Origin of the sequence: Butyricicoccus sp. OF27-2pH9A, assembly GCF_027693185.1 — a bacterium.
Taxonomy (GTDB): domain Bacteria; phylum Bacillota; class Clostridia; order Oscillospirales; family Butyricicoccaceae; genus Agathobaculum; species Agathobaculum butyriciproducens.
Genome location: NZ_JAQEXK010000015.1, coordinates 24,876 through 38,502, shown reverse-complemented (window position 1 = coordinate 38,502; position 13,627 = coordinate 24,876). Strand labels below are relative to the sequence as shown.

At 54.1% G+C, this 13,627-nt stretch carries 9 protein-coding genes and 1 CRISPR repeat array (1 of these 10 running past the window's edge); of the genes, 7 read left to right on the top strand and 2 right to left on the bottom strand.

The window, feature by feature from the left end:
- Window positions 1–2: 2 nt before the first annotated feature.
- Window positions 3–683, bottom strand: coding sequence for a methionine ABC transporter permease (locus PG722_RS11200; RefSeq protein ID WP_118285836.1), 681 nt, complete (start codon window positions 681–683; stop codon window positions 3–5).
- Window positions 664–1,710 (bottom strand): methionine ABC transporter ATP-binding protein, encoded by a 1,047-nt coding sequence (locus PG722_RS11195; RefSeq protein ID WP_118480579.1) that lies wholly within the window; start codon window positions 1,708–1,710, stop codon window positions 664–666. Before PG722_RS11195 ends, PG722_RS11200 begins: the two co-directional genes overlap by 20 nt.
- A gap of 490 nt (window positions 1,711–2,200) precedes the next feature.
- Between PG722_RS11195 and cas3 the strand changes: the two genes are divergently transcribed.
- The 7 genes from cas3 (at window position 2,201) to cas2 (ending at window position 9,995) form a co-directional block, all read left to right on the top strand.
- Complete coding sequence (cas3, locus tag PG722_RS11190) at window positions 2,201–4,378, top strand: CRISPR-associated helicase Cas3' (protein WP_270580579.1); 2,178 nt, start codon at window positions 2,201–2,203, stop codon at window positions 4,376–4,378.
- A 360-nt stretch (window positions 4,379–4,738) separates the two neighbouring features.
- Entirely contained in the window at window positions 4,739–5,401 is a 663-nt protein-coding gene (cas5c, locus tag PG722_RS11185; protein ID WP_117751869.1) for a type I-C CRISPR-associated protein Cas5c, read from the top strand.
- Window positions 5,398–7,128: a type I-C CRISPR-associated protein Cas8c/Csd1 gene (cas8c, locus tag PG722_RS11180; RefSeq protein ID WP_270580578.1), complete on the top strand. Its 1,731-nt coding sequence runs from the start codon at window positions 5,398–5,400 to the stop codon at window positions 7,126–7,128. Before cas5c ends, cas8c begins: the two co-directional genes overlap by 4 nt.
- Window positions 7,129–8,016: a type I-C CRISPR-associated protein Cas7/Csd2 gene (cas7c, locus tag PG722_RS11175; RefSeq protein ID WP_270580577.1), complete on the top strand. Its 888-nt coding sequence runs from the start codon at window positions 7,129–7,131 to the stop codon at window positions 8,014–8,016.
- Window positions 8,017–8,051: 35 nt separating this feature from the next.
- Window positions 8,052–8,666 carry a CRISPR-associated protein Cas4 gene (gene cas4 / locus PG722_RS11170; protein ID WP_270580576.1) on the top strand — a complete coding sequence of 205 codons (615 nt, stop codon included), beginning with the start codon at window positions 8,052–8,054 and terminating at the stop codon, window positions 8,664–8,666.
- On the top strand, window positions 8,663–9,694 hold the full coding sequence (gene cas1c, locus PG722_RS11165) for a type I-C CRISPR-associated endonuclease Cas1c (RefSeq protein WP_270580575.1): 1,032 nt from the start codon (window positions 8,663–8,665) through the stop codon (window positions 9,692–9,694). Before cas4 ends, cas1c begins: the two co-directional genes overlap by 4 nt.
- A 10-nt stretch (window positions 9,695–9,704) precedes the next feature.
- On the top strand, window positions 9,705–9,995 hold the full coding sequence (cas2, locus tag PG722_RS11160; RefSeq protein WP_118730144.1) for a CRISPR-associated endonuclease Cas2: 291 nt from the start codon (window positions 9,705–9,707) through the stop codon (window positions 9,993–9,995).
- Window positions 9,996–10,181: 186 nt separating this feature from the next.
- Window positions 10,182–13,627: direct repeats of the CRISPR family, unit length 32 nt; unit sequence GTCGCTCCCTTCGCGGGAGCGTGGATTGAAAT; it runs 834 nt beyond the window's last position.

Here is a 13,627-nt window from a genome sequence, read left to right as displayed (position 1 = left end):
CCTTAGTGTGTGTTCTTCTTGACGACCTTGCCGCCAACGAACTCCATAATGCAAACGATGATGACGAGGACCAGCACAGTGACGTTGGTAACGTCCAGCATGTTGCGGTCGTGGCCGTAACGGATGGCGAAGTCGCCCAGACCGCCGGCACCGACGACACCGGCCATCGCGGTCAGGTTCAGCAGGCTGATCGCCGTGATGGTTGTGCCGCGCGCGATGGCGGCAACGCTTTCCTTCAGGTAAACGCGGAAGATAATCTCCAGCGGTGTGGAGCCCATCGAGAGCGCCGCTTCGATCAGACCCGGATCAAGTTCTGCGAGGGCGCTCTCCACCTGACGGGTGAAGAACGGCACCGCACCGAATACCAGCGGAACGATTGCACCCCGAACATAGATTGCCGTACCCATGATCGCACGGGAAACCGGCATTACCCACGTCAGCAGGATGATGAACGGGATGGAACGGAACAGGCTGACCAGTTTGTCCAGAATCTGATAGACGATTTTGTTTTCCAGAATGCCGCCCGGCTTGGTGACCGTGATCAGCACGCCCAGTGTCAGACCGAGCACGAACGAGATCGCACCCGACCAGACCACCATGAGCAGCGTGTCGCCGATGGCTGCATAGAAGTCCGGCAGCTTTGCCATCACGTTCGGAATGATGTTATTCAGAAACTCTTGCATCCTTGATGACCTCCACTCCTACGTTTTTCTCACTGAGATAGGCGATTGCCTGTGTGATTTGATCGCGGCCGCCGCTGATGATGGCTACCGTGCCGCCAATCGGTGCATTCTGCACGATGGCGATATCGGAAAAGATGATGTTGAGCACAATGTCGAATTTGCGCGATACCGTCGAGATGAGCGGCTCGGATACGTTGCGCTGAATATAGCTTAAGCGCACGATCAGTTCACCCGGATTCAGCTTGACGACCGGCGAATCCTCCGCGATGAGTTCTTCGATCTTGCGGAGATTGGAGGTCGTGTGGATGAAGTTCTTGGTGATGTCCTCTCTCGGGTTGGCGAAAATGTTGAACACCTCGCCGGACTCGACCACCTTACCGTGCTCCATAACGGCTACGCGGTGGCAGATCTCCTTGACGACCGCCATTTCATGGGTGATGATAACGACCGTGATGCCGAGGGTTTCGTTCAGGTGCTTGAGCAGCTGCAGAATCGCCTTGGTGGTCTGCGGATCGAGTGCCGAGGTAGCCTCATCGCAGAGCAGCACATTCGGGTCGTTTGCCAGTGCGCGAGCGATTGCTACACGCTGTTTCTGACCGCCGGACAGCTGCTTGGGATACGCCTCCGCCTTATCACCGATGCCGACCAGATCAAGCAACCGCTGTACTTTTTCCTCGATCTGCTGTTTGGAAAGGCCGCTGCCGCGCAGCGGATACGCTACGTTGCCGGCTACGGTGCGCGAGGGCATCAGGTTGAAGTGCTGAAAGATCATGCCAATCTTCTTGCGGGCCTGCCGCAGCTCCTTTGCCGAGAGCGACAGCATATCCTGACCATCTACGATCACCTTGCCGGAGGTCGGCCGCTCGAGCAGATTGATGCATCGCACCAGCGTCGATTTACCCGCACCGGAAAAGCCGATCATACCGAAAATTTCGCCCCTGTCAATCGTCAGCGAAACATCCTGCACCGCATGAACGGTTCGCTTGCCGCTCACAAACTCCTTCGAGATATGTGACAATTTTATCAAGAAAATTCCTCCTTATTCCTCTTAAATGCGCAAAAAAAGCGGGAAGCTCGCAGCTCCCCGCTTCAGAAAATGCAATGAATCCGCAAGAACGCGCAGCGTCAGGCAAGACGATTCAAAGTAATTTCGTATTCTGTCGGTCAGGCAGCATCTGAGCATAGTACAGCATGTTCATACACATTCGACCCGACATTCGTGCGTTTACGATGAACATTTTGCTCGCTCCTTTCCGATCCCCTACTGGATTTGTTGGTTATAGAATAGCACAGCCAATCCCCAGTGTCAACCTCGGAATTGCAGGAATTTCATTTTCTGGAGGTTTTGCCAGTTTTGCACAAATAAAGCCAACGAAATCTATAGGATTTGACTGATATTTTCAGCAGTTTGCTGTAATTCAAGGCGGTCTTCTTAGCAGGCATATTGGGTGTTGTACTTTTTATCGGACTTTAACTGTTATATACTGTATATAACAATTCAATAGAAGGTGATCGCTATGGATAAAAAATTCTATGCACATACTCGCCCGATCAATGAAAACGGCGTTGAACGTACAGAATATCAGCTTCTCTCCGATCACGAGCGCGGTGTCGGCACGCTCTGCGGGCAGTTTGCCGAAGCATTCGGTGCACAAGCTGAAGGTCACGAGGCCGGTGTTCACCATGATGACGGCAAAGCAACTGCCGCATTTCAGCATCGTCTTCTGGATAATGGTCCAAAGGTCGATCATGCAACCGCCGGTGCACGAAACATCATGTTGTCAAACAATCTGCTCTTAGCCGCTTGTGTCATGGGGCATCACAGCGGTTTGCCGGATTTAGGCAGCACAAATGACCCGGAAGGCACGCCCACCTTCACCGGCAGAATAAAAAAGTGGGGCACTCCCGCTATTCCGCCGCTTGACCCGGATTATCCCATTCCGCCGGTACGCCTGCCGCAGCGTCCGGTCACCAAGCCGTCGCTTTCCGAGTCATTCCGCACGCGCATGCTGTACTCCTGTCTGGTGGATGCGGATTATCTGGACACCGAGCAGTTCATGCAGGGCGATATGCCGCGCGGCACCGGAAATTCACTCGAAACGCTGCTCACCCGCTTACAGGCCAGGCTAAATGAATGGGACAACCCGACTTCCGAGCTGAACAAGCTGCGTCAGCAGATCTTGCAGGCGTGCGTTTCCGCCGCAGCCAATCCCAAGGGCATTTACACGCTTACGGTTCCGACCGGCGGCGGCAAAACGATCAGTTCTCTCTCATTTGCGCTGCATCATGCCGTTGAGCACGGTATGAAACGTGTGATTTATGTTGTACCGTACACCTCCATCATCGAGCAGAATGCCGATGTTTTCCGCGGTATTTTAGGCGATGAGAACGTACTCGAGCATCACTCCGGTGTACAGTTCGAGAACGATGAGGAAAACGGCAATCCCGATCCCAAGGCACTGGCCGCCGAAAACTGGGACAGCCCGCTCGTTATCACAACCGCCGTTCAGTTTTTCGAGTCGATGTACGCTAACCGTTCCTCACAGTGCCGCAAGCTGCACAATCTGGCGAACAGCGTGATTATTTTCGATGAAGCGCAAATGCTTCCGCTGTGCCACCTGATGCCGTGCGTTGCAGCCATCGGCGCTCTGGTAGAGCAGTTCGGCGCAACTGCCGTGCTGTGTACGGCTACCCAGCCAGTACTCGGCGATTTGATTCAGCGATTCGCACCGTCGCATGCGGTTTCCGAGATTTGCCCGGAGATTCCGTTCTATTTTGACAAATTCCGCCGTGTAACGTTCCGGCAAGTCGGTGTCCTCGAGGATGACGCACTCGCCGAATTGCTGTGCGCACATGAGCAGGTCCTCTGCATCGTCAATTCCCGCAAAGCGGCGCAGTCCATTTTCTCGAAATTGCCGGAGGAAGGCAGTTTCCATCTGTCCACATTGATGGTTCCGGCACACCGCCGTACGGTGCTCGAGGAAATCCGACGCCGATTAAATGACGGTTTACCCTGCCGTGTCGTATCGACTTCTCTTGTTGAAGCCGGTGTTGACATAGATTTCCCCGCCGTTTACCGCGAACTGGCGGGTCTGGATTCCATTCTGCAGGCCGCCGGACGCTGCAACCGCGAGGGCAAGCGTGCCGCAGAGGACAGCATTGTTACTATTTTCCGCCGCACGGAGAAGGCTCCGCCGCTGTTTGGACAAGCCATCGGCGCGACAAATATTGCGCTGGATAACAATGCCGATCCCGCTTCTCCGCAGACAATGCAGAGCTATTTCAGCGAACTGCGTACGCTGAACGGTTCCGCAATTGACAAAATCGGCGTGATCGACGCGTTTGAACGTGGACGCGGCGGCTCTCTGTATCCGTTCCGCACAATTGCCGAGAATTTTCGCATGATCGACAACGACACACGCACAGTTTATATTCCGTGGAAGGACGGTTCTGAACTCATCGAGCGGCTTTGCGATGGTGCGTGCTCTAAAAAGCTGTATCGGCAGCTTGGGCAGTACGCCGTGCAGGTGTATGATGAGCATTTTCAGGCACTGTACGACACCGGTGCGCTTCAAACCGCCGATGAAACCAATGCTTTGGACGACCGCAGTGCTATTCTGTGCGATCTGTCACTGTATGATGAGAAAACCGGTCTGTCGCTCAAGGCAGACAGCGGTCAGGCGTTTTTCGGGTAATTTTTCGCGTAAAAAGGAAAACGGGAGAATGTGGTAACATTCTCCCGCGCTTCCTTAATTATCTCAAATTAGATTTCAATCCACGTCTAATGACGACAAATACACTATAACAGTTTCTGATTTATTTTGTCAAGTTTCTTTACCCTGCCTTATTATTTCATTTGCATAAATTTAATTATCTCATATTAGGAAATATTGCTGTTGTAATCAACAGCGTAAAGCGATATAATGTAATCGTAGATAAGGGGGCTTGCTACCCTATCTATCCAACAAATCACACCGAAGCCCTGTCACATATTCCACTCTCCGTTGATATAAGGAAATATTTGGCAAGTCTTCGTAAAGGAGGGAAATATACCAATGTCAATTCAAGTTGAAGTAAGCGGCCCATACGCTCTATTCAGCAGGCCTGAAATGAAGACCGAACGCGTCAGCTATGACTGCATGACACCCTCGGCGGCACGCGGGTTGCTGGAAAGTATTTACTGGCACCCCGGTCTTCGCTGGATCATCGACCGCATTCATGTCTGTGCGCCGATTCACTTCACCAACATCCGCCGAAATGAGGTAAAGGACACCATCAACGCACGTTCGGTCAAGGCGTGGATTGCAAAACCCAAGGGTGAGCTGTACCTTGCTGCATCAGAAAGCATTCAGCAGCGTGCCGCCATGGTGCTGCGCGATGTCCACTATGTCATTGAAGCACACTTTGAAATGACCGACAAGGCTGCGCCGACCGACAATCCCGGCAAGTTTCAGGACATTATGAAACGCCGTCTGCGCCGCGGACAGTGCTACAGCATGCCCTACTTCGGCACACGGGAATTTCCGGTAAAGTTTGAGCTTTGTGAACAACTTCCGCCTTGTCCGGAGGAACTGCTTGGTGAGCACGATCTCGGCTGGATGCTGCTCGACATGGATTACAGCGATCCCGCCAATATCACACCGATGTTCTTCCGCGCCAAGCTGATAGACGGTGTCATGGAGGTTCCCCCGATTCACAGTGCGGAGGTGGTCAAATGATTTTGCAGGCGCTGACGCAATATTATGATGCCCTCAATGCCCGCGGTGAAATTGATGCGCCCGGCTGGGGCAGACCGAAAATCAGTTATGCGCTCCAGCTGCGGGACAACGGTGAACTTGCCCAGGTTATTCCGCTGCTGCACGAAGCAGAGGCAGGCAAAAAGAAAGTACTCCGACCGCGTGAGGATATTCGTCTGCCGGCGGCAGTCAAGCGTTCTTCCGGTGTCACGTCCAACTTTATGTGGGATAATTCGGCATATCTGCTTGGCGTAGACGCAAAAGGCAAACCGGAGCGCAGTCTGCAATGCTTTCACGCCGCCGCCGAGCTGCACCGCAAGCTGTTAGACAATGTGGACTCTCCTGCCGCACACGCAATTCTCTCCTTCTTTGATACATGGCAGCCTGCCGAAGCTGCACAGCACCCTGCTCTTGTCAATGATTACGACAAACTCATTGCCGGTGCCAATCTGGTATTTTATGTGAATGGGCAGTATCCGGCAGATGATCCGGTCATCTGCGCTGCATGGCAGGCACATTACGACGGTGACTCCGATGCACCCAAACAGCAATGTCTTGTCACCGGCGAACTGGATGAGATTGCCGCCGTTCATCCTGCCATCAAAGGTGTGCGTGATGCGCAGTCCAGCGGCGCCGCACTTGTATCGTTCAACGCACCCGCCTTCTGTTCCTACGGTCACGAGCAGAACTACAACGCACCTGTTGGCAAGCACGCTGCATTTGCTTATACGACGGCGCTCAATCACCTGCTGGCTGACCGCGAGCATACGCAGTACATCGGTGACACCACCGTCGTTTGCTGGGCGGAGACTGCAGAACCGCAGTATACTGATTTTTTCAGCTGTCTTATGGGCAATAACACGCAAAGCTGGTCGGATAATGACTTATCTGCTGCGCTCAAACACCTTGCAGACAGCGAACCGTGTCAGGAATTAAATCTTGATCCTGACCGTGCATTCTACATTCTCGGTCTGGCACCGAATGCTGCGCGTCTGAGTGTGCGATTCTTCTATAAAAACACATTTGGTGAATTGATGAAGAACGTCAACGCGCACTATGAACGTCTGGAAATCAAGCGTCCGGCGAAGGCGCCTGCCGGCTTTTTGCCGCTGTGGCAGCTGCTTGCCGAAACCGTCAACCAGAGTGCCCGCGACAAAAAGCCGAGTCCGGTTATGGCCGGTGCGACTGCCCGTGCTGTCTGGAACAACGACCGTTATCCGGCGGCACTGCTGAATGGTGTTATGCTCCGTATCCGCGCAGATTCTGAGGTAAACTGGCGGCGTGCCGCAATTTTGAAGGCGTATTACTTGAAGAATGAGGACAAGGATTGTCCCGAGGAGGTTTTAACTGTGAGCCTGAATGAATCCAGCACCAATATCCCTTATGCACTCGGACGGCTGTTCTCGGTGTATGAAGCCGTACAGCAGGCGGCAAATCCGGGCATCAACGCTACTATCAAGGATAAATACTTCAACTCCGCTTCGTCTATCCCCGCGACTATCTTCCCTATTCTTGACAAGCTCTGTCAGAAACATCTGCGTAAGCTGCGAATCGATCAGCAAATTTATTTTAATAAGCAAATCGGCCAGATCATGGATATTCTGCACGAAGAGTATCCCGCTCGGCTGAACCTGCCGCAGCAAGGCTCGTTTGACCTCGGTTACTACCATCAGACACAAAATCGTTACACAAAAAAGGAGGACAAGTAAATGGAACCCATCAAAAACCGCTATGAATTTGTAATCTTTTTCGACGTGGAAAACGGCAATCCGAACGGCGATCCGGATGCGGGCAACATGCCGCGTATCGACCCGGAAACCGGCTACGGTCTGGTGACCGATGTATGTCTCAAGCGCAAAATCCGCAACTATGTGGAAATGGCCAAGGAAGGCGAATCCGGCTACCGCATTTACGTCAAGGACGGTGTACCGCTCAACCGCAGCGATGCAGAAGCCTGCGCTTATGTCGGTGTAGCGCCGGACAAGCTCAAGGATGCAAAGAAGAAGGACGACCAGCTGGACAGCAAGCTGCGCGACTTTATGTGCCAGAATTTCTACGATATTCGCACATTCGGTGCGGTTATGACCACCTTTGTCAAGGGTGCACTCAACTGCGGACAGGTGCGCGGTCCGGTGCAGCTTGGCTTTGCCCGCAGTGTGGATCCTATTGTTCCGCAGGAAGTCACGATCACCCGTGTTGCCATCACCACCGAGGCTGACGCGGAGAAAAAGGGCACCGAAATGGGCCGCAAATACATCGTGCCTTACGGTCTGTACCGCGCGGAAGGCTATGTTTCTGCTAACCTCGCCCGCAAGACGACCGGATTCTCTGAGGCTGACCTTGAACTGCTGTGGACGGCAATCATCAACATGTTCGAGAACGACCATTCGGCTGCTCGCGGCAAGATGGCTGTACGCCAGTTGATTGTGTTCAAGCATGATTCCGAGCTTGGCAACGCACCCTCGCACAAGCTGTTTGATCTGGTTCATGCCGAGCACAACGAAGGCGTGATTGCGCCGCGTGCGTACACGGACTACACCATCACGGTTGACGAAGCCAACCTGCCGGCCGGCGTGACCTGCAAGGTACTGGGGTAATCTACGCCGAGGAGGATTTCCTCCAGCTCTCCGGTTTGCAGCATTTCGCATTCTGCCGTCGGCAATGGGCGCTCATCCATGTGGAGCACCAGTGGGCGGAGAATTACCGCACGGTGGACGGCTCGATTCTGCACGAGAAAGCGCACGGCGGCGGCACAGAAAGCCGCGGCGACCTGCTGATTGTTCGTGCCATGCGTATCCATTCGGCGGTACTCGGTGTATCCGGTGAATGCGATGTGGTAGAATTTCATCGCTCGGAAAACGGCGTTACCCTGCAGGGACGAGACGGACTGTGGTCACCGTTTCCGGTCGAATACAAGCGCGGCAATCCCAAGCCGCACGACGCGGACGAGCTGCAGCTGTGCGCTCAGGCGATGTGCCTTGAGGAAATGCTGTGCTGTCAGGTTTCCGACGGTGCGCTGTTCTACGGTGAACCGCGCCGACGGACGCCTGTCGAATTTACAGACGAACTGCGGCAGCGTGTGCGCGACAGCCTTGCCGAAATGCACGACTATCTGCGCCGCGGCTGCACGCCTAAGGTAAAACCGCAGAAAGGCTGCTCGGCCTGCTCGCTCAAGGAATTGTGTTTGCCCGAGCTGATGAAGGCGAAACCTGTCTCCGGCTACCTGAAAGGAGCGATGGAGGAATGAAAAAGCTACTTAACACGCTGTTTGTCACCTCAGAGGACGCCTATCTGACACTCGATGGCGAAAATGTTGTCGTCAACCGCGAGAAGCAGGTAACGGCTCGGTTTCCGCTCCATGCCCTCGCCGGAATTATCAGCTTCAGCTATGCAGGCGCGTCTCCAGCACTCATGGGCGCATGTGCAAAGCGAGATGTAAGCTTGTCGTTCTGTACACCGCGCGGGCGGTTTCTGGCGCGAACCTGCGGCGTGAGCAACGGTAATGTATTGCTTCGACGCACACAATACCGTACGGCGGATGACCCACCACAAGCCTGCCGTATTGCCCGCATGATGGTGTTCGGCAAGATTTACAACGCGCGGTGGAGCATTGAACGCACCTGCCGTGACCACGCCATGCGCGTGGACACGGAAACGCTCAAAGCCGCCTCCGCCAAGCTGAAAGCGCTGCTGCCGCAGGTGCAGGCAGAGACTGATTCAGGCTCTCTGCGCGGACTGGAGGGCGCAGGTGCGGCCATCTATTTCGATGTATTCGACCGGTTGATTCTCAACCACAAAGACGTGTTTTCATTCACCGGACGCTCGCGCCGTCCACCGCTCGACCCGTGCAACGCACTGCTGTCGTTCGCCTATTCCCTGTTAGCGAACGACTGCGCCGCTGCGCTGGAAGCCGTCGGACTGGACAGCTATGTCGGTTTTCTGCACACCGACCGTCCGGGCCGGCAGTCTCTTGCCGCCGATTTGATGGAAGAACTTCGGCCGTGCTTTGCAGACCGTTTTGTGCTTTCGGCTGTCAATCTCGGCAGGTTTTCCGCGAAGGATTTTGAAGTGCAGGAGAACGGTGCGGTTTATCTCTCAGAGAACGCCCGCAAAACCTTTTTACAGGGCTGGCAGGAGAAAAAGCGCGAGGAAATTCGTCACCCATACCTTGAGGAAAAGCTGTCTTGGGGTATGGTGCCCTACGCGCAGGCACTGCTGTTGGCGCGCTATTTGCGCGGCGATCTGGACGATTATCCGCCGTTTTTGTGGAAATGAGGTGCCGAATATGCTGGTTGTGATTACTTATGACGTCAACACCGAAACAGCCGCCGGGCGCAAACGCCTGCGGCAAATTGCCAGGCAGTGTGTCAATTATGGACAGCGTGTGCAGAATTCCGTGTTTGAATGCCTGATTGACGCGGCTCAGTGCCGTATGCTGCAGCAGAAGCTGTGCTCCATTATGGATGATGAACTGGACAGTCTGCGATTTTACTATCTCGGCAGCAAGTATGAGAATAAGATTGAGCATTTCGGCACGAAACGCGGCTATGAGCCGGAAGGCGTGCTCATGGTGTAAGGCGGTGCGAAGTGTAAGCGAACCGAAAAGCGTCGGCGCTTCGCACCGGAATTTCCGATAGGATATATACAATACTTTTATCGGATGTCAAATTTGCAGTTGTATTTTACACGATTCTATGCAAAACTGTTATTGCAATTGTTTATTTTGTGAAAATCATCGGGAATAGTCTTGGTGATTTTTGCTGTCGCTCCCTTCGCGGGAGCGTGGATTGAAATTCTGTACTTTCGCCGTTTTCACCGCGTTCGCCTGTCGCTCCCTTCGCGGGAGCGTGGATTGAAATAAGGACGGTAAGAGCATCGGCTACTTTACGACCGTCGCTCCCTTCGCGGGAGCGTGGATTGAAATGCTGCGGAAGAAGATAACAAGGCATCGGCTATCGTCGCTCCCTTCGCGGGAGCGTGGATTGAAATGCCGGTGCCCTTGACTACCTTGCGGATTTGCAGGTCGCTCCCTTCGCGGGAGCGTGGATTGAAATGCTGCTGCGCTTGGCCTGCTCGCAGGCGTAGTCGTCGCTCCCTTCGCGGGAGCGTGGATTGAAATGGTAATCTGTGTTATTATAATATCACCGAATACGGTCGCTCCCTTCGCGGGAGCGTGGATTGAAATGGCTGCAAAGTGGGCACGAATCGGCAAGAACGTAACGTCGCTCCCTTCGCGGGAGCGTGGATTGAAATATTATATAACTATACGCATGCAGTGTCAATAAAGGTCGCTCCCTTCGCGGGAGCGTGGATTGAAATATTGCGGTGTTGAAGTCCCACGCTATCTGTGGTGTCGCTCCCTTCGCGGGAGCGTGGATTGAAATTTGCTTTCCGGTGATGGCACTTACCGCATTTCCGGTCGCTCCCTTCGCGGGAGCGTGGATTGAAATGTCCAGCGGCGGTAGTTTCCGAATGCTCGGTAAGTCGCTCCCTTCGCGGGAGCGTGGATTGAAATTCCGTCAGAACGGCGCGGATATGGGCGGCAAGCGCTGTCGCTCCCTTCGCGGGAGCGTGGATTGAAATTACGGACGGCGGCGCGGTATCCTCTGAGAGTGTCGGGTCGCTCCCTTCGCGGGAGCGTGGATTGAAATCGCTGTCTGATGATAGCTTTGTCAAAGGCTTTTTCGTCGCTCCCTTCGCGGGAGCGTGGATTGAAATCTGCGCCGCCAGTCTGCCGGATACGGTAACGTCGGTCGCTCCCTTCGCGGGAGCGTGGATTGAAATTGCCCGACCCGAACGGCCTGTACATTGCAACTGTGTCGCTCCCTTCGCGGGAGCGTGGATTGAAATTCCGGGTTTCTTGCGAATGAGATTGTCTTGTCCGGCGTCGCTCCCTTCGCGGGAGCGTGGATTGAAATTTTGCGCTTTCAATGGTCTGCTGTCCGTACTGCGGTCGCTCCCTTCGCGGGAGCGTGGATTGAAATAGCCGTCCGGCAGAACAGTGCTTACAGGCGTGTTGTCGCTCCCTTCGCGGGAGCGTGGATTGAAATTGCGACTACTGAGATTACCGGCTATCAGCCGACCGTCGCTCCCTTCGCGGGAGCGTGGATTGAAATTGCTTGGCTGCACGGAACATCTGCTCGATTGCCTGTCGCTCCCTTCGCGGGAGCGTGGATTGAAATGGCAATGTCTCATGCTCTGCAAATCAGAGGCACGGAGTCGCTCCCTTCGCGGGAGCGTGGATTGAAATGATATAATAAGAGGGTAGAATTCCGTTGCACAAGATGTCGCTCCCTTCGCGGGAGCGTGGATTGAAATACATACGATAAGTATCAAGTAAAGGAAAAGCCCGCGTCGCTCCCTTCGCGGGAGCGTGGATTGAAATATTGCGGTGTTGAAGTCCCACGCTATCTGTGGTGTCGCTCCCTTCGCGGGAGCGTGGATTGAAATTCGTGCCGCGTCCTCGAGAAATACGAGGTAATCGCGTCGCTCCCTTCGCGGGAGCGTGGATTGAAATCCCCTGCGCTCCGGCTCGCCGGTTGGTGCTCATGAGCGTCGCTCCCTTCGCGGGAGCGTGGATTGAAATTTTTGCAAGCAGCGTTTGTGCGCTGGCTGCGCGGTCGCTCCCTTCGCGGGAGCGTGGATTGAAATCCCGCGGCACGGCATAATAAATAAGGGGTATTGGTCGCTCCCTTCACGGGAGCGTGGATTGAAATTTGGGTAAACCTAAAATATAATCGGCTGATACATGTCGCTCCCTTCACGGGAGCGTGGATTGAAATGTACGGGAAATTTGCCGTCAGTACAGACAAGCCGGTCGCTCCCTTCACGGGAGCGTGGATTGAAATGATATACAGATCTCGGAGTTATCCCAATATTCAGTCGCTCCCTTCACGGGAGCGTGGATTGAAATATTAAACAGATCCTTGGCAAGTCTAAGGGCAACGTCGCTCCCTTCACGGGAGCGTGGATTGAAATTCTCGGGTTATCCACCATCTTAACCGTGAACGTTGGTCGCTCCCTTCACGGGAGCGTGGATTGAAATAGCTTGTCATAAACGAGCTGTGCCAGGTGGTATGAGTCGCTCCCTTCACGGGAGCGTGGATTGAAATCACGGCAAGGAGTTCCACGACGGCGTTGACCTCGCGTCGCTCCCTTCACGGGAGCGTGGATTGAAATCGCTGCACCCCCAAACCCCGCTAAGGTATGCGCGGTCGCTCCCTTCACGGGAGCGTGGATTGAAATTTCTATCGTTGCCAACCGATCATCTACCGACTTCCTGTCGCTCCCTTCACGGGAGCGTGGATTGAAATAAGTCACCATCATCTATAACCTCCAGATGAAACGGTCGCTCCCTTCACGGGAGCGTGGATTGAAATACCCAGCCAAGAAGAACAGAAGCAAAAGACTTACGTCGCTCCCTTCACGGGAGCGTGGATTGAAATATGGAGTGAATACTATACGCAAATACCTTGCAAGTCGCTCCCTTCACGGGAGCGTGGATTGAAATGCCAGTCTTGCGATCGTCATAATCAACCAGCTGCGTCGCTCCCTTCACGGGAGCGTGGATTGAAATATCAGCGCCTTGGCCTTGGTTTGCAGGTCAGCGGTCGCTCCCTTCACGGGAGCGTGGATTGAAATTCGATCGTCCTCACCATACCGCGGATGACGCCGAGTCGCTCCCTTCACGGGAGCGTGGATTGAAATGGGGTATTTGCCGGAAAATAAAACAAAACCCCTTGGTCGCTCCCTTCACGGGAGCGTGGATTGAAATAAAGGTATCATGCAGCCGGAGGAACTTCTGGAACTGGTCGCTCCCTTCGCGGGAGCGTGGATTGAAATTAACGAGCTGACCGCCGAGAAGCGCAAGGAATACGTCGCTCCCTTCGCGGGAGCGTGGATTGAAATTTCATGGTGCCGCGTGCCGGAGCTATCGCGCTGGAAGTCGCTCCCTTCGCGGGAGCGTGGATTGAAATAAAGATGGTTTCCTGTACACCGTTGCTGTCCTGAGTCGCTCCCTTCGAGGGAGCGTGGATTGAAATCCGTGCAGAGCACGAGGAATTTAGCTTGCGTCTCGCGTCGCTCCCTTCGTGGGGACGTGGATTGAAATATCGGCATCATGGAGCGTGAGCACATGATCTCTATGGTCGCTCCCTTCACGGGAGCGTGGATTGAAATTCAATGTACCAACGCTCAATATCATGTTTC

What these genes read in the sequence shown, in the direction of transcription:
- cas2 (WP_118730144.1), top strand. Translation starts at nt 9,705, where the DNA reads ATGCTGGTTGTGATTACTTATGACGTCAACACCGAAACAGCCGCCGGG.
- cas1c (WP_270580575.1), top strand. Translation starts at nt 8,663, where the DNA reads ATGAAAAAGCTACTTAACACGCTGTTTGTCACCTCAGAGGACGCCTAT.
- cas3 (WP_270580579.1), top strand. Translation starts at nt 2,201, where the DNA reads ATGGATAAAAAATTCTATGCACATACTCGCCCGATCAATGAAAACGGC.
- cas5c (WP_117751869.1), top strand. Translation starts at nt 4,739, where the DNA reads ATGTCAATTCAAGTTGAAGTAAGCGGCCCATACGCTCTATTCAGCAGG.
- cas7c (WP_270580577.1), top strand. Translation starts at nt 7,129, where the DNA reads ATGGAACCCATCAAAAACCGCTATGAATTTGTAATCTTTTTCGACGTG.
- PG722_RS11200 (WP_118285836.1), bottom strand. Translation starts at nt 683, where the DNA reads ATGCAAGAGTTTCTGAATAACATCATTCCGAACGTGATGGCAAAGCTG.
- cas8c (WP_270580578.1), top strand. Translation starts at nt 5,398, where the DNA reads ATGATTTTGCAGGCGCTGACGCAATATTATGATGCCCTCAATGCCCGC.